At 56.0% G+C, this 17,845-nt stretch carries 16 protein-coding genes and 1 tRNA gene; 12 read left to right on the top strand and 5 right to left on the bottom strand.

From position 1 onward, the window contains the following. Positions 1 to 164: 164 nt before the first annotated feature. Genes gmk through recG form a run of 5 tightly spaced genes read left to right on the top strand, consistent with a single transcriptional unit; the run spans position 165 to position 6,031 of the window. The gene (gmk, locus tag VF709_RS14670) at positions 165 to 788 is read left to right on the top strand and encodes a guanylate kinase (protein ID WP_013094883.1); all 624 of its coding nucleotides are present in this window, start codon (positions 165 to 167) and stop codon (positions 786 to 788) included. Positions 789 to 842: 54 nt separating this feature from the next. Beyond that, positions 843 to 1,118: a DNA-directed RNA polymerase subunit omega gene (rpoZ, locus tag VF709_RS14665; RefSeq protein WP_000135058.1), complete on the top strand. Its 276-nt coding sequence runs from the start codon at positions 843 to 845 to the stop codon at positions 1,116 to 1,118. A 19-nt stretch (positions 1,119 to 1,137) separates the two neighbouring features. Further along, positions 1,138 to 3,252, top strand: a complete 2,115-nt coding sequence (spoT, locus tag VF709_RS14660) for a bifunctional GTP diphosphokinase/guanosine-3',5'-bis pyrophosphate 3'-pyrophosphohydrolase (protein ID WP_013094882.1) — start codon at positions 1,138 to 1,140, stop codon at positions 3,250 to 3,252. 4 nt (positions 3,253 to 3,256) lie between these two features. Continuing rightward, positions 3,257 to 3,946, top strand: coding sequence for a tRNA (guanosine(18)-2'-O)-methyltransferase TrmH (gene trmH / locus VF709_RS14655; RefSeq protein ID WP_038418334.1), 690 nt, complete (start codon positions 3,257 to 3,259; stop codon positions 3,944 to 3,946). Between the two features lie 3 nt (positions 3,947 to 3,949). After that, on the top strand, positions 3,950 to 6,031 hold the full coding sequence (gene recG, locus VF709_RS14650; protein ID WP_038418332.1) for an ATP-dependent DNA helicase RecG: 2,082 nt from the start codon (positions 3,950 to 3,952) through the stop codon (positions 6,029 to 6,031). A gap of 2 nt (positions 6,032 to 6,033) precedes the next feature. Here the strand turns inward: recG and gltS are convergent, their stop codons facing one another. Further along, complete coding sequence (gene gltS / locus VF709_RS14645; protein ID WP_013094878.1) at positions 6,034 to 7,236, bottom strand: sodium/glutamate symporter; 1,203 nt, start codon at positions 7,234 to 7,236, stop codon at positions 6,034 to 6,036. 225 nt (positions 7,237 to 7,461) lie between these two features. On the opposite strand from gltS, the gene xanP reads away from it, so the two are divergent. Together xanP and VF709_RS14635 are read left to right on the top strand one after the other, a co-directional pair. Beyond that, on the top strand, positions 7,462 to 8,853 hold the full coding sequence (gene xanP / locus VF709_RS14640; protein ID WP_014830139.1) for a xanthine/proton symporter XanP: 1,392 nt from the start codon (positions 7,462 to 7,464) through the stop codon (positions 8,851 to 8,853). Between the two features lie 119 nt (positions 8,854 to 8,972). Beyond that, positions 8,973 to 10,676 (top strand): AsmA family protein, encoded by a 1,704-nt coding sequence (locus VF709_RS14635; protein ID WP_187170728.1) that lies wholly within the window; start codon positions 8,973 to 8,975, stop codon positions 10,674 to 10,676. Between the two features lie 60 nt (positions 10,677 to 10,736). Here VF709_RS14635 and yicI read toward each other — a convergent pair whose 3' ends face one another. Next, positions 10,737 to 13,055, bottom strand: coding sequence for an alpha-xylosidase (gene yicI, locus VF709_RS14630; protein WP_440231833.1), 2,319 nt, complete (start codon positions 13,053 to 13,055; stop codon positions 10,737 to 10,739). Positions 13,056 to 13,383: 328 nt separating this feature from the next. Here yicI and VF709_RS14625 point away from each other — a divergent pair. From VF709_RS14625 to VF709_RS14615, 3 genes are all read left to right on the top strand, one after another. Then, positions 13,384 to 13,478, top strand: a tRNA-Sec gene (locus VF709_RS14625). A 240-nt stretch (positions 13,479 to 13,718) separates the two neighbouring features. Next, positions 13,719 to 14,174, top strand: coding sequence for an RNase A-like domain-containing protein (locus VF709_RS14620; protein ID WP_038418326.1), 456 nt, complete (start codon positions 13,719 to 13,721; stop codon positions 14,172 to 14,174). A 7-nt stretch (positions 14,175 to 14,181) separates the two neighbouring features. Continuing rightward, entirely contained in the window at positions 14,182 to 14,475 is a 294-nt protein-coding gene (locus tag VF709_RS14615) for a contact-dependent growth inhibition system immunity protein (RefSeq protein ID WP_013094874.1), read from the top strand. Between the two features lie 42 nt (positions 14,476 to 14,517). On the opposite strand, the gene VF709_RS14610 is transcribed toward VF709_RS14615, so the two are convergent. Further along, positions 14,518 to 14,709 carry a toxin-antitoxin system HicB family antitoxin gene (locus tag VF709_RS14610; RefSeq protein WP_028028019.1) on the bottom strand — a complete coding sequence of 64 codons (192 nt, stop codon included), beginning with the start codon at positions 14,707 to 14,709 and terminating at the stop codon, positions 14,518 to 14,520. A gap of 125 nt (positions 14,710 to 14,834) precedes the next feature. On the opposite strand from VF709_RS14610, the gene VF709_RS14605 reads away from it, so the two are divergent. Both VF709_RS14605 and VF709_RS14600 read left to right on the top strand, forming a co-directional pair. After that, complete coding sequence (locus VF709_RS14605; RefSeq protein WP_038418324.1) at positions 14,835 to 15,176, top strand: SymE family type I addiction module toxin; 342 nt, start codon at positions 14,835 to 14,837, stop codon at positions 15,174 to 15,176. Between the two features lie 58 nt (positions 15,177 to 15,234). Beyond that, complete coding sequence (locus tag VF709_RS14600) at positions 15,235 to 16,263, top strand: virulence RhuM family protein (RefSeq protein WP_038418321.1); 1,029 nt, start codon at positions 15,235 to 15,237, stop codon at positions 16,261 to 16,263. Here the strand turns inward: VF709_RS14600 and VF709_RS14595 are convergent. Both VF709_RS14595 and VF709_RS14590 read right to left on the bottom strand, forming a co-directional pair. Beyond that, a complete protein-coding gene (locus VF709_RS14595) occupies positions 16,260 to 16,700 on the bottom strand; it encodes a GNAT family N-acetyltransferase (protein ID WP_038418319.1) in 441 nt (146 codons plus the stop codon). The genes VF709_RS14600 and VF709_RS14595 overlap by 4 nt on opposite strands. 101 nt (positions 16,701 to 16,801) lie before the next feature. Continuing rightward, complete coding sequence (locus VF709_RS14590) at positions 16,802 to 17,800, bottom strand: class I SAM-dependent methyltransferase (protein ID WP_038418318.1); 999 nt, start codon at positions 17,798 to 17,800, stop codon at positions 16,802 to 16,804. Between the last annotated feature and the right edge of the window lie 45 nt (positions 17,801 to 17,845).

The raw sequence follows: 17,845 nt of genomic DNA, 5'->3' as shown, positions 1-17,845 counted from the left end.
AGAGTGAATTTATGTTGCTGCAAAACACAGGTAAAACCTGAAAACGACACGCAAAATGCAATAATCCAGGGGAAAAAGTGTGACAAAGGCTACGTCACACAGCGGCGACGTGTATAATAAGCCCGTATGTAGGACTTCTTCGTTAACACATACAAAAGACTCTCATGGCTCAAGGCACGCTTTATATTGTTTCTGCCCCTAGTGGCGCGGGTAAATCCAGCCTTATTCAGGCACTGTTAAAAACCCAACCGTTGTATGACACTCAGGTTTCTGTTTCACACACCACGCGTAAACCGCGTCCGGGTGAAGTGCACGGTGAACACTATTTCTTTGTCGATCACGACGAATTTAAAGCGATGATTGGCCGAGATGCGTTTCTTGAACACGCAGAAGTATTCGGGAACTACTACGGTACTTCGCGTGAAACCATTGAGCAGGTTCTGGCAACCGGCGTGAATGTGTTCCTGGATATCGACTGGCAGGGCGCACAGCAAATTCGCAAGAAAATGCCTGATTCGCGCAGTATCTTTATTTTACCGCCGTCGAAAGATGAGCTGGATCGCCGCCTGCGTGGCCGCGGTCAGGACAGCGAAGAGGTCATTGCAAAGCGTATGGAACAGGCAGTTGCAGAAATGAGCCATTACGCCGAATATGATTACCTTATTGTGAATGATGATTTTGATGCCGCACTGAGCGATCTCAAAACCATCCTTCGCGCAGAACGTCTGCGTATGAGCCGCCAGAAGCAGCGACATGACGCATTAATCACCAAACTGTTGGCAGACTGAACCCACTTTCAGTATTATGCCCAGTCATTTCTTCACCTGTGGAGCATTTTAAGTATGGCACGCGTAACTGTTCAGGACGCTGTAGAGAAAATTGGTAACCGTTTTGACCTGGTGCTGGTCGCCGCGCGTCGCGCTCGTCAGATGCAGGTAGGCGGAAAAGATCCGCTGGTACCGGAAGAAAACGATAAAACCACCGTAATTGCACTTCGCGAAATCGAAGAAGGTCTGATCAACAACCAGATCCTCGACGTGCGTGAGCGCCAGGAGCAGCAAGAGCAGGAAGCCGCAGAACTGCAGGCCGTAACCGCCATTGCTGAAGGTCGTCGTTAATTAAACCTGCGGGTCGCCCTTGTATCTGTTTGAAAGCCTGAATCAACTGATTCAAACCTACCTGCCTGAAGACCAGATTAAGCGTCTTCAGCAGGCTTATCTCGTTGCACGTGACGCTCACGAGGGCCAGACACGTTCAAGCGGTGAACCCTATATCACGCACCCGGTAGCGGTGGCCTGCATTCTGGCCGAGATGAAACTCGACTATGAAACGCTGATGGCCGCTCTGCTGCACGACGTGATCGAAGATACCCCTGCCACTTACCAGGATATGGAACAGCTGTTTGGCAAAAGCGTTGCCGAACTGGTGGAAGGGGTGTCCAAGCTTGATAAGCTGAACTTCCGCGACAAGAAAGAGGCGCAAGCCGAAAACTTTCGCAAGATGATTATGGCGATGGTGCAGGATATCCGCGTCATTCTCATCAAACTCGCTGACCGTACCCACAACATGCGCACGCTGGGCTCACTCCGCCCGGACAAACGTCGCCGCATTGCCCGTGAAACCCTCGAAATCTACAGTCCGCTGGCGCACCGTTTAGGTATCCATCACATTAAAACCGAGCTGGAAGAGCTGGGTTTTGAAGCGTTGTACCCGAACCGCTATCGCGTCATTAAAGAGGTGGTGAAAGCCGCCCGCGGTAACCGTAAAGAGATGATTCAAAAGATCCTCTCGGAAATTGAAGGACGTTTACAGGAAGCGGGCATTCCCTGCCGCGTGAGCGGTCGCGAAAAACACCTGTATTCTATTTACTGCAAAATGGTGCTCAAAGAGCAGCGTTTTCACTCGATCATGGATATTTACGCGTTCCGCGTGATCGTCCACGATGCCGACACCTGCTATCGCGTGCTGGGGCAGATGCACAGCCTCTACAAGCCGCGTCCTGGGCGCATGAAAGATTACATCGCCATTCCAAAAGCGAACGGCTATCAATCTTTGCATACCTCGATGATCGGCCCACACGGCGTCCCTGTTGAAGTACAGATCCGCACAGAAGACATGGACCAGATGGCGGAGATGGGTGTCGCCGCACACTGGGCCTATAAAGAGCACGGTGGTGAAAGCAGCACCACGGCACAAATCCGCGCCCAGCGCTGGATGCAGAGCCTGCTGGAGCTGCAGCAGAGTGCGGGGAGCTCGTTTGAATTTATCGAGAGCGTAAAATCCGATCTCTTCCCGGATGAGATTTACGTTTTCACGCCTGAAGGGCGTATTGTCGAACTGCCTGCGGGCGCGACCCCGGTCGACTTCGCGTATGCCGTGCATACCGATATCGGCCACGCCTGCGTAGGCGCACGCGTAGACAGACAGCCTTATCCGCTGTCTCAACCGCTCGCCAGCGGCCAGACAGTCGAAATCATCACCGCACCGGGCGCACGTCCAAACGCGGCCTGGCTGAACTTTGTTGTGAGCTCCAAAGCGCGCGCCAAAATCCGTCAGCTGCTGAAAAACCTCAAGCGTGATGACTCCGTCAGCCTTGGGCGTCGTCTGCTCAACCATGCGTTGGGTGGCAGCCGTAAGCTGGCAGAGATCCCACCAGAACATATCCAGCGTGAACTCGACCGGATGAAGCTCACCTCTCTGGACGATCTGCTGGCGGAAATTGGGCTGGGTAACGCCATGAGCGTCGTGGTGGCCAAAAACCTGCAGCAGGGCGAAGCAATACCTTCCGCACCTGGCGCATCCGGCCACGCGCATCTGCCGATCAAAGGCGCGGACGGGGTGCTTATCACCTTTGCGAAGTGTTGCCGTCCAATTCCCGGCGATCCGATTATTGCGCACGTCAGCCCGGGCAAAGGGCTGGTTATCCACCATGAATCCTGTCGTAACATCCGCGGCTATCAAAAAGAGGCGGAGAAGTTTATGGCGGTCGAGTGGGATAAAGAGACGGCGCAGGAATTTATCACCGAAATTAAGGTGGATATGTTCAACCACCAGGGTGCCCTGGCGAACCTGACGGCAGCGATCAACACGGCCTCTTCCAACATTCAGAGCCTGAATACGGAAGAAAAAGATGGCCGCGTGTACAGCGCCTTTATTCGTCTGACCGCCCGCGACCGCGTGCATCTGGCAAATATTATGCGCAAGATCCGCGTCATGCCGGACGTCATTAAAGTCACCCGAAACCGAAACTAGTTTTATGAATGCACAACGTTATGCACGTATCTGCGAAATGCTCGCCAGGCGTCAGCCTGATCTGACGGTCTGCATGGAGCAGGTCCATAAACCTCATAACGTCTCTGCCATTGTCCGTACCGCAGATGCCGTCGGCGTGCATGAAGTGCACGCCGTCTGGCCCGGTGCCCGCATGCGCACCATGGCGTCGACAGCCGCAGGCAGTAACAGCTGGGTGTCCGTCAAAACCCATCAGACCATCGGCGAAGCCGTATCGCAACTGAAAGGTCGCGGTATGCAAATTCTTGCCACCAACCTGTCTGCCAAAGCGGTCGATTTCCGCGAGATCGACTACACCCGCCCGACCTGCATTTTGATGGGTCAGGAGAAAACCGGGATCACTCAGGAAGCGCTGGATCTGGCGGATCAGGACATCATCATCCCCATGATCGGCATGGTGCAGTCCCTGAATGTCTCTGTGGCCTCCGCGCTCATTCTGTATGAAGCCCAACGCCAGCGTCAGAACGCCGGGATGTACGAGCGCAGCAACAGCATGCTGCCGGAAGACGAACAGCAGCGCCTGCTGTTTGAAGGCGGCTATCCGGTGCTGGCTCGTGTTGCAAAGCAGAAAAAATTGCCTTACCCCCACGTCAACGCGCAGGGCGAAATTGAAGCCGATGCCGGGTGGTGGGCCACCATGCAGTACGCAGGGTAACCGATGAAAGGCCGCCTGCTGGATGCCATCCCGCTCAATAGCCTGACGGGCGTGGGCGCGGCGCAAAGCAGTAAACTGGGCAAAATTGGCCTGCACACCGTGCAGGATCTCCTGCTCCACCTCCCCCTGCGTTATGAAGACCGCACACAACTTTATAAGATTGGCGATCTGCTGCCCGCGATTTACGCCACCGTTGAGGGCGAGGTGCTGAACTGCAATATCACCTTTGGCGGCCGCCGGATGATGACCTGTCAAATCAGCGACGGCACCGGCATTCTCACCATGCGCTTTTTCAACTTCAACGCGGCGATGAAAAACAGCCTTGCAACAGGCCGCCGGGTGCTGGCGTATGGTGAAGCCAAACGCGGGAAATATGGCGCAGAGATGATCCACCCGGAGTACCGCGTGCAGGGCGATCTCAGCACGCCGGAGCTGCAGGAGACGCTCACCCCGGTCTACCCGACAACGGAAGGTATCAAACAGGCGACGCTGCGTAAGCTCACCGACCAGGCCCTGGAGTTACTCGATACCTGCGCCATCACCGAACTGCTACCGCCTGAGCTGGCGCAGGGAATGATGAGCCTGCCGGAAGCGCTGCGTACGCTGCATCGCCCGCCGCCCACGCTGCAGCTCAGCGATTTAGATAGCGGCAAACACCCTGCCCAACGGCGTCTTATCCTTGAGGAATTACTGGCGCATAACCTGAGCATGCTGGCGCTGCGCGCCGGTGCGCAGCGTTTTCATGCCCAGCCCTTAAGCCCGCGTGATGAGCTCAAGGATAAGCTGCTGGCCTCCCTGCCGTTTAAACCTACCGGTGCCCAGGCGCGCGTCACCGCCGAGATCGAACGCGATATGGCGCTTGATGTGCCCATGATGCGCCTGGTGCAGGGCGATGTAGGCTCTGGTAAAACGCTGGTTGCCGCCCTGGCAGCCCTGCGCGCCATTGCCCACGGCAAGCAGGTGGCGCTGATGGCGCCGACGGAACTGCTGGCGGAGCAGCACGCGAATAACTTCCGCGCCTGGTTCGCCCCGCTGGGCATTGAGGTGGGCTGGCTTGCCGGAAAACAAAAGGGCAAAGCGCGTCTTGCGCAACAGGACGCCATCGCTCGCGGTGAAGTGCAGATGATTGTCGGCACCCATGCCATCTTCCAGGAGCAGGTGCAGTTTAACGGCCTCGCGCTGGTGATCATCGACGAACAGCACCGCTTTGGCGTGCATCAGCGCCTGGCGCTGTGGGAAAAAGGGCTGCAGCAGGGCTTCCATCCGCACCAGCTGATCATGACCGCCACACCTATTCCGCGAACCCTGGCGATGACCGCCTACGCCGATCTGGACACCTCCACCATTGACGAGCTGCCGCCGGGCCGTACGCCGGTCACGACGGTGGCCATCCCGGATACCCGCCGCAGCGACATCATCGATCGCGTGCGCAATGCCTGCACCCATGAAGGACGTCAGGCGTACTGGGTCTGTACGCTGATTGAGGAGTCTGACCTGCTTGAAGCGCAGGCCGCAGAAGCAACGTGGGAAGAGCTGAAGCTGGCGCTGCCGGAGCTGAAGGTGGGACTGGTGCACGGGCGCATGAAGCCCGCAGAAAAACAGGCCGTCATGCAATCCTTCAAACAGGGCGAGCTGCATTTGCTGGTCGCCACAACGGTGATTGAAGTGGGCGTGGATGTGCCAAACTCCAGCCTGATGATCATCGAAAACCCGGAACGTCTGGGGCTTGCGCAGTTACACCAGCTACGTGGCCGTGTGGGCCGTGGTGCGGTGGCTTCACACTGCGTTCTGCTCTACAAAGCCCCGCTCTCAAAAACCGCGCAGATGCGTTTGCAGGTACTGCGTGACAGCAACGACGGATTCGTCATTGCGCAAAAAGACCTGGAGATCCGTGGCCCGGGCGAGCTCCTGGGCACACGTCAGACCGGGAACGCTGAATTCAAAGTGGCAGATTTGCTGCGCGATCAGGCCATGATCCCTGAAGTTCAGCGCCTTGCCCGCCATATTCATGAACGCTACCCCGAACAGGCGGCAGCGTTAATTGAGCGCTGGATGCCGGAAACTGAGCGCTACTCCAACGCCTGATCTCAGGCGAACATCGGCAGCATCAGGTACAGCTTGATCACCAGCGCGTTGACGATATCAATAAAGAATGCCCCAACCATCGGTACCACCAGAAACGCCATGTGCGAAGGCCCGAAACGTTCGGTGATTGCCTGCATATTTGCGATTGCCGTTGGCGTGGCACCCAGACCAAACCCACAGTGCCCCGCCGCCAGCACCGCGGCATCGTAGTTTTTGCCCATCATGCGCCAGGTAACGAACATGGCATAGAGCGCCATAAACAGCGCCTGCACCGCCAGAATGGCTACCATCGGCAGCGCCAGCGACGCCAGTTCCCACAGCTTAAGGCTCATCAGGGCCATCGCCAGGAACAGCGACAGGCAGACGTTACCCAGCACCGAGACCGCACGTTCAAACACGCGATAGAAGCCCATCAGGGCCAGACCATTGCTCAGGATCACCCCGATAAACAGCACACAAACAAAGGTCGGCAGTTCAAAGGCCGTGCCCGCCAGCCATTGCGCAACCACTTTACCCAGCGTCAGACAGATGGCGATCATGGCGATGGTTTCAATCATCACCAGCGAGGTGATGGTGCGGCCAACGTCCGGCTTTTCGAACGCGGTGGGGACCAGTTCATCGTCCGGTCTGCCGTCTGGCGTGGTGGAGTGCTTCACCAGGTAGCGCGCTACCGGGCCGCCAATCAGACCGCCAAGCACCAGACCAAAGGTCGCGCAGGCCATCGCCACTTCCGTTGCGTTTTCAAAGCCATAGCGCTCGATAAACAGCTTACTCCACGCCGCCCCGGTACCGTGCCCGCCGGACAGAGTGATGGAGCCAGCCAGCAGACCCATCAGCGGATCCAGCCCCAGCAGAGACGCCATACCGATGCCGATGGCGTTTTGCATCAGCAGCAGACCAACCACGACAATCAGAAACACGCCCAGCACCTTGCCGCCCGAGCGAAGGCTCGCCAGGTTGGCGTTCAGGCCGATAGTGGCAAAGAAGGCCAGCATCAGCGGATCTTTGAGGGACATATCGAAATCGATTTCCCAGCCCATGCTTTTTTTCAACACCAGCAGGGCCAGCGCCACCAGCAACCCACCGGCAACAGGTTCAGGAATGGTGTACTTTTTCAGAAAGGAAACACTGTGTACCAGCTTGCGACCAAGCAGAAGAACCAGCGTTGCGGCAACAAGGGTCGACAACGTATCGAGATGAATCATAAGAGGCTCCTGTTATGCGCGTGTTCCATACACACGCGGCGTTATCCTGGGCCGGCTTATGCTCGTCATGAGCTACCGGCGCGAAAAGTGTAATTTTTTTTTCCTCCACGTTGTAGAAAACCTGCTCATACCGGCAGATTTTCTCTCTTTTTTTTGCTGGCAATCGTTTGCTTTTACCAGTTGGTCAGATAAAATGCCCGCTTTTCCACCGTGGGATTACCGTCGATGTCCGTTAACAGCATAGAGTCTCCTGATGCGCAACCGATTGCGCAGAAGCAAAATAGCGAACTGATTTACCGTCTTGAAGACCGCCCACCGCTTCCGCAGACGCTCTTCGCTGCCTGCCAGCATCTTCTGGCCATGTTTGTTGCGGTGATCACCCCGGCGCTGTTGATCTGCCAGGCGCTGGGTTTACCGGCTCAGGATACGCAGCACATCATCAGCATGTCCCTCTTTGCCTCCGGCGTGGCCTCAATTATTCAAATTAAAGCCTGGGGTCCGGTGGGGTCTGGCTTGCTGTCGATTCAGGGTACCAGTTTTAACTTTGTGGCACCGCTGATCATGGGCGGTACGGCGTTAAAAACTGGCGGGGCGGATGTCCCGACCATGATGGCGGCGCTGTTCGGCACGCTGATGCTGGCCAGCTGCACGGAGATGGTGATCTCTCGCGTTCTGCATCTGGCTCGCCGCGTGATCACTCCGCTGGTCTCGGGCGTGGTGGTGATGATTATCGGTCTGTCGCTGATTCAGGTGGGACTGACCTCCATCGGCGGGGGCTATGCCGCAATGAGCGATCACACCTTTGGCGCACCAAAAAACCTGCTGCTGGCTGGCGTGGTGCTGGCCATCATTATTCTGCTCAACCGTCAGCGTAACCCGTACCTGCGCGTGGCCTCGCTGGTGATCGCCATGGCGGCCGGTTACCTGCTGGCGTGGGCGCTGGGCATGTTGCCGGAAAACACCGCGCCGACCAACAGCGCGCTGATCACCGTTCCTACTCCACTGTACTACGGCCTGGGCATTGACTGGGGTCTGCTGCTGCCGCTGATGCTGGTCTTTATGATCACCTCCCTGGAGACCATCGGCGATATCACCGCCACCTCCGACGTCTCGGAGCAGCCGGTGTCCGGCCCGCTGTACATGAAGCGTCTGAAAGGCGGCGTGCTGGCAAACGGTCTGAACTCCTTTGTCTCTGCCGTGTTTAATACATTCCCGAACTCCTGCTTCGGGCAGAACAACGGCGTGATCCAGTTGACCGGCGTAGCCAGCCGTTATGTCGGGTTTGTGGTGGCGCTGATGCTGATTGTCCTTGGCCTGTTCCCGGCCGTGAGTGGCTTTGTACAGCACATCCCTGAGCCGGTTCTGGGCGGAGCAACGCTGGTGATGTTCGGTACTATCGCGGCCTCGGGTGTGCGAATCGTCTCCCGCGAGCCACTGAACCGCCGCGCGATCATGATTATTGCCCTGTCGCTGGCCGTGGGTCTGGGCGTTTCTCAGCAGCCGCTGATCCTGCAGTTTGCCCCGGACTGGGTGAAAAACCTGCTCTCTTCCGGCATCGCCGCTGGCGGTATCACCGCTATCGTGCTGAACCTCGTTTTCCCGCCAGAGAAAAACTGATTGTCCTCACGGCAGGCTGTCAATGCCTGCCGTGACATCTCTTTACACCATTCCCGCCTTGAGCATTGCGCATAAATCGTGCATAACTCCTTTATGTACGTTTCGCGGGAAGGAAGACCATGAAATTTATTGGAAAGCTGCTCGTCTATCTTCTGGTAGCCCTGCTCCTTGTGCTGCTGGCACTCTATTTTCTGCTTCAGACCCGCTGGGGTGCGTCACAGGTCAGCAGTTGGGTAACGGTGAACACCGATTACGAACTCAGTTTCGACCTGATGGACCACCGCTTTTCGTCGCCTTCCCACATCCTTCTGGAAAACGTCACCTTTGGCCGCGACGGTCAGCCCGCCACGCTGGTGGCTAAAAAAGTCGATATTGGTCTTGGCAGCCGACAGCTCACCGATCCACTGCATATGGACACCATCACCCTGGTCGATGGCACGCTGAACCTCTCTCCGCAGACCGCGCCGATGCCCTTCCAGGCAGACCGTCTGCAGCTAAACAATATGGCCTTCAACAGCCCCAACACGGAGTGGGATTTAAGCGCGCAAAAAGTGACGGGCGGTGTCAGCCCGTGGCAGCCAGAAGCGGGTAACGTGCTGGGCAAAAATGCGCAGATCCAGATGAGCGCGGGTTCGCTCACCCTGAACGGGGTACCGGCCACTAACGTGCTGATCCAGGGCCAGCTGAACGGCAAGGAGGTGGTGCTAAACACCATCGGCGCCGATATGGCGCGCGGCTCGCTTACCGGCTCCGCCCTGCGCAACGCCGACGGAAGCTGGGTCATCGACACCATGCGCCTGAACGAGATCCGCCTGCAGAGCGATAAATCGCTGCTGGATTTCTTCGCGCCGCTCAATACCATCCCCTCCTTGCAGATTGGCCGCCTTGAGGTCACCGATGCGCGCCTGCAGGGGCCAGACTGGGCCGTAACCGATCTGGATCTCAGCCTGCGCAACCTGACGCTGAGCAAAGGAGACTGGCAGAGCCAGGACGGGCGTTTATCCATGAATGCCAGCGAATTTATTTACGGCTCGCTGCATCTGTTCGACCCGATCCTGAATGCGGAATTCTCTCCGCAGGGCGTGGCGCTGCGCCAGTTCACCTCCCGCTGGGAAGGGGGCATGGTGCGCACCTCCGGCAACTGGCTGCGCGACGATAAAGCGCTGGTACTGGACGATGTCGCCGTCGCCGGGCTGGAGTACACCCTGCCGCAGAACTGGAAAACGCTGTGGATGGATCCGCTGCCGGAATGGCTGAACAGCGTGACGCTGAAGAAATTCGGCCTGAGCCGCAACTTGGTGATCGACATTGATCCCGCGTTCCCGTGGCAGATCACCTCTCTTGATGGTTATGGGGCTAACCTGCAGCTGGCGCAGGACCACAAATGGGGCGTATGGGGCGGCAGCGCCACGCTAAACGGCGCAGCAGCCACCTTTAACCGCGTGGACGTGCGACGCCCGTCGCTGGCGCTGAACGCTAACGCCGCCACGGTCAATATCACCGATCTGAGCGCCTTTACCGAGAAAGGCATTCTGGAAGCCACCGCGACGGTTTCTCAGCTTGCGCAACGACAGACCACGGTGAGCCTGAACGGGCGCGGCGTGCCGCTCAACATCCTGCAGCAGTGGGGCTGGCCCGCGCTGCCGGTGAGCGGCGACGGCAATATTCAGCTGACTGCCAGCGGGAGTGTGCAGGCGAATGCCCCGCTGAAGCCGACGGTAAATGGCAAGCTGAGCGCGGTAAATATGGATAAACAGCAGGTTCAGCAGACCATGACGGGTGGTGTAGTTTCAACACCACCCTCACCCCAGCCCTCTCCCTGAAAGGGAGAGGGAGTAAACCATTCCCTCGCCCCTTTGGGGAGAGGGTTAGGGTGAGGGGAATTAAAGGTGAACCACCACCTCATCCCCCTCCGCGTTCACCACCACGCCCCACTCGCTGCCCGCGTATGAGCCACCTTTCACACCAGTCACCTTCTGCACGTTGCGCAAGCATACCGACCAGTTCCGCGCGTCACCCGCGCCGGTAAGGGTCACGGTGTCGCCCTTGCGTGACGCCTTCAGCGTAAATACCACCGAACCGTCAGTCGCAGGCACTTTACTCACCGCTGTTGCGCCCTCATCCAGGTTAAACAGCTGAAAGGCCGTGCCCTCATTCCAGGCGTAGTCCGGTTTGCGCTTGTTGTTACCGAGCGCCAGCAAGGTGTTGTCGCGCACATAAACCGGCAGGCTCATGAAATCGTGCTGCTGCTTATGCCAGCGGCAGCCCTGAACCTCATCGTTGTGCCACAAGTGCGTCCAGCGACCTTCCGGCAGGTAAAACTGCACCTCACCCGCCTCGGAGAACACCGGCGCCACCATCAAGGCATCCCCCAGCATGTACTGACGGTCGAGATAGTCACACGCCGGATCGTCCGGGAACTCCAGCATCATCGCCCGCAGCATCGGCGTGCCGCACTCCCGTGCCAGCGCCGCCTGACGATAGAGGTACGGCATCAGCTGGCATTTCAGTTGCGTAAAGTGACGCACCACGTCACAGGACTCATCATCGTACGCCCACGGCACGCGGTAGGATTTGCTGCCATGCAGGCGGCTGTGGCTGGAGAACAGCCCGAACGCGCACCAGCGTTTGTAGACGTGCGCCGGGGCGGTGTTTTCGAAACCGCCGATATCGTGGCTCCAGAACCCGAAGCCGGACAGACCAATCGACAGCCCGCCGCGCAGGCTTTCCGCCATGGATTCATAATTTGCATAGCAGTCGCCGCCCCAGTGCACTGGGAACTGCTGCGCGCCGACGGACGCCGAGCGCGCAAACAGCACCGCCTCCTCCTCGCCTACCGTCTCTTTCAGCACGTTCCACACCAGCGCGTTATAGATGAAGGCGTAGTGGTTGTGCATCTTCTGCGGATCGGAACCGTCAAACCACTGCACATCCGTCGGGATACGCTCGCCGAAATCGGTTTTGAAGCAGTCCACGCCAATCTCCACCAGGCCCTTCAGCTTGTCGGCGTACCACCGGCACGCGTCCGGATTAGTGAAGTCGTAAATCGCCAGCCCGGGCTGCCATTTGTCCCACTGCCACACGCTGCCATCCGGGCGCTTCAGCAGATAACCTTTCTCTTTCAGCTCGTTAAATACCGGCGATTTCTGACCGATGTACGGGTTGATCCACACGCAGACCTTCAGCCCCTTCTCTTTCAGGCGGCGGATCATCCCTTCTGGATCCGGGAAGGTCACCGGGTCCCACTCAAAATCACACCACTGGAAGGCCTTCATCCAGAAGCAATCAAAATGGAAGACGTGCAGTGGCAGGTCGCGTTCGGCCATGCCGTCGATGAAGCTGTTCACCGTCGCTTCGTCGTAGTTAGTGGTAAACGAGGTGGTGAGCCACAGGCCGAAGGACCACGCCGGCGGCAGCGCCGGACGACCGGTGAACTGCGTGTAGCGGTCCAGGACCGCTTTTGGCGTCGGGCCGTCGATCACAAAATACTCCAGATATTCGCCCTCGACGATGAACTGTACTTTGGAGACCTTCTCCGAGCCGATTTCAAACGACACATTTTCCGGATGGTTGACCAGCACGCCGTAGCCGCGGTTGGTGAGATAGAACGGAATGTTTTTGTAGGACTGCTCGGTGCTGGTGCCGCCGTCGCGGTTCCAGGTATCGACCTGCTGACCGTTGCGCACCAGGGCGGTAAAGCGCTCACCGAGGCCATAAACTGTTTCCCCGACGCCCAGATCCAGACGTTCGAACAGATAGTTGCGATTCGTGTTGCTGTCCTGCACGTAGCCGTTGTTTTTCAGTTCACTGCCGGTGATCCGCTGGCCGTTACGCAGAAAATCGAGCGCCCAGAATTCGCCTTTGGTGACGCGCACGCTGAGATTACCGCTTTTCAGCTCGGCGTATTCGGCGTTATTTACCGTCTCGACCCTTACGTCCTTCAGCACGTTGAGCGGATAGTGCGGGCCTTTGTCCTGCGCCCCCTGGAAGTGCTCGATGCGCACCCCGACAATCCCTTCCTGCGGTGCGAAGAGCCGGACGGTGAACATCAACGTATCGAGTTGCCACGCGCGTTCGCGTACGTCGCGCGGTGCCACATACACCACCAGGTCATTGCCCTGCTGCTCCACATCGAACACCTGGACCGGATACGTCACGGTCAGGCCAGGTTGAATAAGCCAGTTTCCATCACTGATTTTCATACTTTCGTCCTCCTGGTTCTGTAATCCTTTGCTGGCCGTCAGGTGCCTGCCGTGTGGCGATACGGGCACTGAGACCGGTTACAGAGGTTTTAAACCATTGTTTCAGGAGCGAGTATTGCGTTTTCTGGTTAGCAAATTACGTTTCTTGTTTTTTGTGATCGGGGTAAATGTCGCGGAGCACGAAATGCTAACCTGAGGATTTTCTTAAGAATTAACTGAAATGGGGGTGTTCAGGTCAAAAGAGAGGTGAAAAAAGTGTGTCGGGGTATGTGGTAAATGTCTGAAAGTAGCTATAATGCGCCCCGCCTCCATGTAGCAATGCAGGCGCGGAAGATCGTCATCTCCGGTGAGGTGGCTGGACTTCAAATCCAGTTGGGGACGCCAGCGTTCCCGGGCAGGTTCGACTCCTGTGATCTTCCGCCAAAAGTTCGTCCGCAACTATCCGAGAAAGTCTAAAAAATCTCTATTTTCCTTCGCATTATTATTCACTGAACCGTAGCAGTCCGACGAGCTATCTTTGAATCTATATTAAATAATAGTCGATCCTTTTACATCTACTGTTATTTCATAATTTAACAAGAAAGACAGATTAGGAATTTATTCTTACCAAACGAAGATATTTATGGTTATTATCGGGTAAGGATATGGTGATGGAATTATATTATGGAAGAAAGTGGAATGACCGTCGTTATGTCACCGGTACAACTGGCGGCGGTGCTTTCAGATAAGAGCGTGACAGAAGCGGAAACGCTGAGTAACCGATTGCTGAGGGGGCTTGGCGTTTTACTTGGAGCAGTAGAAACGGATAATGAGTTACTTGCCCGATTCGAGCAGAATAAGCGACTCATAATGTCTTCAACATTTAAAAATTTAAACGTTGCAGAAAGCGTTATATCAAGAGCAATATATTATAATCGAGCAAATATAAAATCATTACTTGGCGGGGGAAACAGAGGGGGGCGCCTCACTATCGTTTACCCGGCAGGTCAGGAGATTGGATATGGGTTTTCACGAGGTAGTACACAGCGTATCAGCATGCGAAGTGTGAGGATTGTTATTGAGCTGAAAGAATATAATGGTAAGCCTTACTATATCCTTACTGCATTCCCGACCCCGTAGGTGAATTATGCAAAATTTCTATCATCTTGATCAGTTGATTCATGGTTACTTCAATCAGGATTATGACCTCATTAATGATGGTGAGGATACAATTGAGGGAATAATTGGGCTATTTAAAAAGACGGCACCTGGTTGGTTGTTAAAAGAGTTAGCCGAAGAGATTGATACTTTCATTGAGTGTTACGGAGACAAGCTGGATGATGAGTTCAAAAGCCGATATGGATTTGATTTTTCGCCCGAGCTGTGGGAGACGACCTCTTACGACTTCCTGATGACGGTGCGCAGACTTGCCCTTGCTTAGCAACCGCGACTCATTGTCGAAGTGCGATGAACCCGTAGTGAATTATCCCTTTGGCTCCAGGCCTTTTCGTCGTAAAGCCTCCCTCGCCAGTTCCTTCAACCAACTGGCGAGACTCACCCCTTCCTCAGCCGCCACGGCATCCAACTGCTCCTTCAATGCCGGATCAATACGCATCTTAAATTGCGGGGACTGCCCACCGCCTTTTGGTTTTTTTTCGCGCGATATGATTGACATGAGGCCACCTATCCATCTACTCTGAACCATATAGGAGGCCACCTAAACCTCCTCTACTAGCAACGCTCCGATGTGCGGGAACACAACAGGAGCGTCTAACCTCACCAACTATCAAGGAGTTGATTATGGCTGATTCGCATTCTACCCCAGACACCGACCAATCCGGAACCGAGCGTTCGTTAATTGTGGGATATCGCCCGAATGTTTTCGACAAATCCACGCCCAATATCATTCTGTCAGGCAAATGGCTACGCGCGGCAGGGTTTGAAACCGGACATCAAGTGACCGTAAAGGTGATGAAAGGATGCATCGTTCTGGTGGCGTATAACGAGCAGGAGCAGAGGTTGCAGGATGATTATAAACGGACGAAAGCAAAGCTTATTGAGATAGAGAACGCGCTTACAGCCATCCAAACTCCGCGTGCTGGAAAGCGCCTCGCAAAAACAAATACAAACCACCTGGCTTAGCGGCTGTTTCTGGCATACTACGAACTTACCGACATCAACCTTATAGGGTGGGGGCAGCATGACATATGAAGAATTAATCAATTCACCAGCCGGTGAGTTCGTCATGTTTGCCAGCAAGGATGGAAAAGTTCGCATTGAATGCCGCTTCGAAAGCGATACTTTGTGGCTCTCACAGGCTACGATCTGTGAGTTATACGGCAAAGCCAAAGCAACGATCAGTGGACATATCAAGAATATTTTTGATGAGGGTGAGCTGGTCGAAAATTCAGTTGTTCGGTTTTACCGAACAACTGCCAGCGATGGTAAAGTATATAACGTTCAATATTTTAGCCTGCCCGTCATTCTCGCCATCGGCTATCGCGTCCGCTCCACGCGAGGGACACAGTTCCGCCAGTGGGCCACCCAAACGCTGCAGGAATATCTGGTAAAAGGCTTCGTTATGGACGACGAGCGCCTGAAAAACCCGCCTGTGGGATCATCCGCCGTACCTGACTATTTCGATGAAATGCTGGAACGCATTCGCGATATACGGGCCAGCGAACGCCGGGTTTATCTCCGTGTGAGGGAGATTTTTGCATTAGCCGCTGACTATCAGCCGTCACTCAAAGAAACCACGCAATTTTTCCAGACCATCCAGAATAAACTGCATTTTGCCTGCACCGGCCTTACCGCCGCTGAGTTGATTCGCCAGCGTGCGGACGCCACGCAACCGTATATGGGGCTGACCAGCTATAAAGGTGAAGAAGTTCGTAAAAGCGATGTCACCACAGCAAAAAATTATCTGTCTCAGGATGAAGTCAGCGAACTAAATCGTGTCGTTAATATGTGGCTCGACTTTGCTGAAGATCAGGCCAAACGCCGCAAGCAGGTATTTTTACGAGACTGGCAAACCAAACTCGATCAGTTCCTGCAATTTAACGACCGGGACGTTTTAGAAGACGCAGGCAAAATCAGCAAAAAAGCGGCGGATGAAAAGGCGTGCTCAGAATACATCGAGTATGAAAAGAAGCAGCGCCTGCTGAAAGAAGCCGAGGGTGAGAAAGATATTGTCGGCTTATTAAAATGGGATAAGCAGGCTAAGCGCTAATCCCGATTCAACCGCATATGCAGCAACGGAAACGGATTCCCCTGCCCATCAACCTCTGAGCGGCCGACCTGCACAAACCCCATATGGCGATAAAACGCGACGCCCTGCGGGTTTTGCTCATTCACATCCACTTCGTTTACACCAAACTCTGCGATGGCATAGTGCAGTAGTAATTTCCCCACGCCCTTTCCCCGGCTCGCATCATCAACAAACAGCATTTCAATGCGGTTTTCATCCACGCCTAAAAAGCCGTGGATAATACCTGCATCATCGCGGGCCATCACGACGGTGAGGTTTGGCAGATACGCGTTAAGCAATAGCGGGCGCAGAGCCGCGATATCGCTTTCCTGTAAAAAGTGATGGGTGGCGCGTACGGAGGATTCCCAGATTGCGACCAGGCGTTCGAAGTGTGAGGGATATGCGGTTTCTATTTTCATGAGGGGATCATGTTTGGAAAACCGAACTAATGCAAGTCACGCTGTGCGTGCTGCTCCCCCTCACCCTAACCCTCTCCCACAGGGAGAGAGAACCGATCGCGCTAAACCTTCACCTCCATCACCGCGTACACCCCATCCTTTGGCACCACCACGGTGACATTCTCCACCGGCACGCCCGCCGCGAGGTGGATATCCTGCAACTGCTGCAACGACCTGGGGTGGATGTCCTCCCAGCCAATACCGCGCAGCACAAAGTCGATCTGCGGGCTGCTGGTCAGCATATTCGACACAATCACCGCCCCGCCGGGCTTCACCAGCCGCAGCGCGCGCTGCAGGAAAGTCACCGCATCGGTATCGTTGAAGTACTCAAATATGCCCAGCGCGTCGACCAGTTCGGCCTGATGCTCACCCAGCTCCAGCAGTAAATCGTCGTTACGCACCAGCGTATGCAGCAGGTTGCGCCTGAGCAGCGTCAGCTGTTCGCCCACAACCAGCCCCTCCTGCGCGGCCATGGTCTCGGCCCAGCTCAGCGCGACGGGGTCTTTATCTACCAGCGTCAGGTACACCTGTTGACCGTCGAGCTTTGCGTTGCGCAGCGCCTCAAGCACGGGAATGGCCGCCCCGCTGGCCAGGCTCACCCAGTTGTTCTCGCTCTCGTTATGGATGTACTTCTCTACCAGCGCAGCCAGCACTTTTGCGCGGGAGCGCACGCCGATGGCGTCGTTAGCGTGAATAAACCACTGGCGGCTGTCGCTGTCCATTTTCGTGCCTTCGGGGAGGCGCTCCTCCAGCGGATTTTGCACCACAAACAGCGCCAGCGCGGTGGGAACCAGCCGGGCGCGCCACGCGAGAAGCGCAGGCCGGTTGCGAAAAGCCTGTTCGGAGTAACGGTTCTGCGGGACAAGCACCGCCTGCCCGCCCTCTTCGTATTCAATCAGCGGAGGGCGAAGCGCCGGGTCGGCTTTCAGCGCCTGGTTAAGCGCGTTGATCTCCCGGGCTGTCTCGTCTTTCATCGGCCACTGGTCGCTGACATCAGGAAATGAGGCGCTGAAAATGGTCATATTTCCCGGTGCGCTGCCGCGAAAAGGCTGCCAGTTCATGTCATCGTCCCCCCGTTGGGCTTTTAACGGAAGTGTATCCAGGCA

This window comes from Enterobacter sp. Lyrl_3, from assembly GCF_051948675.1.
In the GTDB taxonomy this organism is placed as follows: Bacteria; Pseudomonadota; Gammaproteobacteria; order Enterobacterales; family Enterobacteriaceae; genus Enterobacter; species Enterobacter cloacae.
This window is presented reverse-complemented; position numbering and strand designations above follow the sequence as displayed.

Excerpts from the sequence above, each read along its gene's own strand:
- gmk (WP_013094883.1), top strand. The coding sequence starts at position 165 with ATGGCTCAAGGCACGCTTTATATTGTTTCTGCCCCTAGTGGCGCGGGT.
- VF709_RS14600 (WP_038418321.1), top strand. The coding sequence starts at position 15,235 with ATGACATATGAAGAATTAATCAATTCACCAGCCGGTGAGTTCGTCATG.
- rpoZ (WP_000135058.1), top strand. The coding sequence starts at position 843 with ATGGCACGCGTAACTGTTCAGGACGCTGTAGAGAAAATTGGTAACCGT.
- VF709_RS14610 (WP_028028019.1), bottom strand. The coding sequence starts at position 14,709 with ATGTCAATCATATCGCGCGAAAAAAAACCAAAAGGCGGTGGGCAGTCC.
- yicI (WP_440231833.1), bottom strand. The coding sequence starts at position 13,055 with ATGAAAATCAGTGATGGAAACTGGCTTATTCAACCTGGCCTGACCGTG.
- VF709_RS14605 (WP_038418324.1), top strand. The coding sequence starts at position 14,835 with ATGGCTGATTCGCATTCTACCCCAGACACCGACCAATCCGGAACCGAG.
- VF709_RS14635 (WP_187170728.1), top strand. The coding sequence starts at position 8,973 with ATGAAATTTATTGGAAAGCTGCTCGTCTATCTTCTGGTAGCCCTGCTC.
- recG (WP_038418332.1), top strand. The coding sequence starts at position 3,950 with ATGAAAGGCCGCCTGCTGGATGCCATCCCGCTCAATAGCCTGACGGGC.
- VF709_RS14615 (WP_013094874.1), top strand. The coding sequence starts at position 14,182 with ATGCAAAATTTCTATCATCTTGATCAGTTGATTCATGGTTACTTCAAT.
- VF709_RS14620 (WP_038418326.1), top strand. The coding sequence starts at position 13,719 with ATGGAAGAAAGTGGAATGACCGTCGTTATGTCACCGGTACAACTGGCG.
- VF709_RS14595 (WP_038418319.1), bottom strand. The coding sequence starts at position 16,700 with ATGAAAATAGAAACCGCATATCCCTCACACTTCGAACGCCTGGTCGCA.
- gltS (WP_013094878.1), bottom strand. The coding sequence starts at position 7,236 with ATGATTCATCTCGATACGTTGTCGACCCTTGTTGCCGCAACGCTGGTT.
- trmH (WP_038418334.1), top strand. The coding sequence starts at position 3,257 with ATGAATGCACAACGTTATGCACGTATCTGCGAAATGCTCGCCAGGCGT.
- VF709_RS14590 (WP_038418318.1), bottom strand. The coding sequence starts at position 17,800 with ATGAACTGGCAGCCTTTTCGCGGCAGCGCACCGGGAAATATGACCATT.
- xanP (WP_014830139.1), top strand. The coding sequence starts at position 7,462 with ATGTCCGTTAACAGCATAGAGTCTCCTGATGCGCAACCGATTGCGCAG.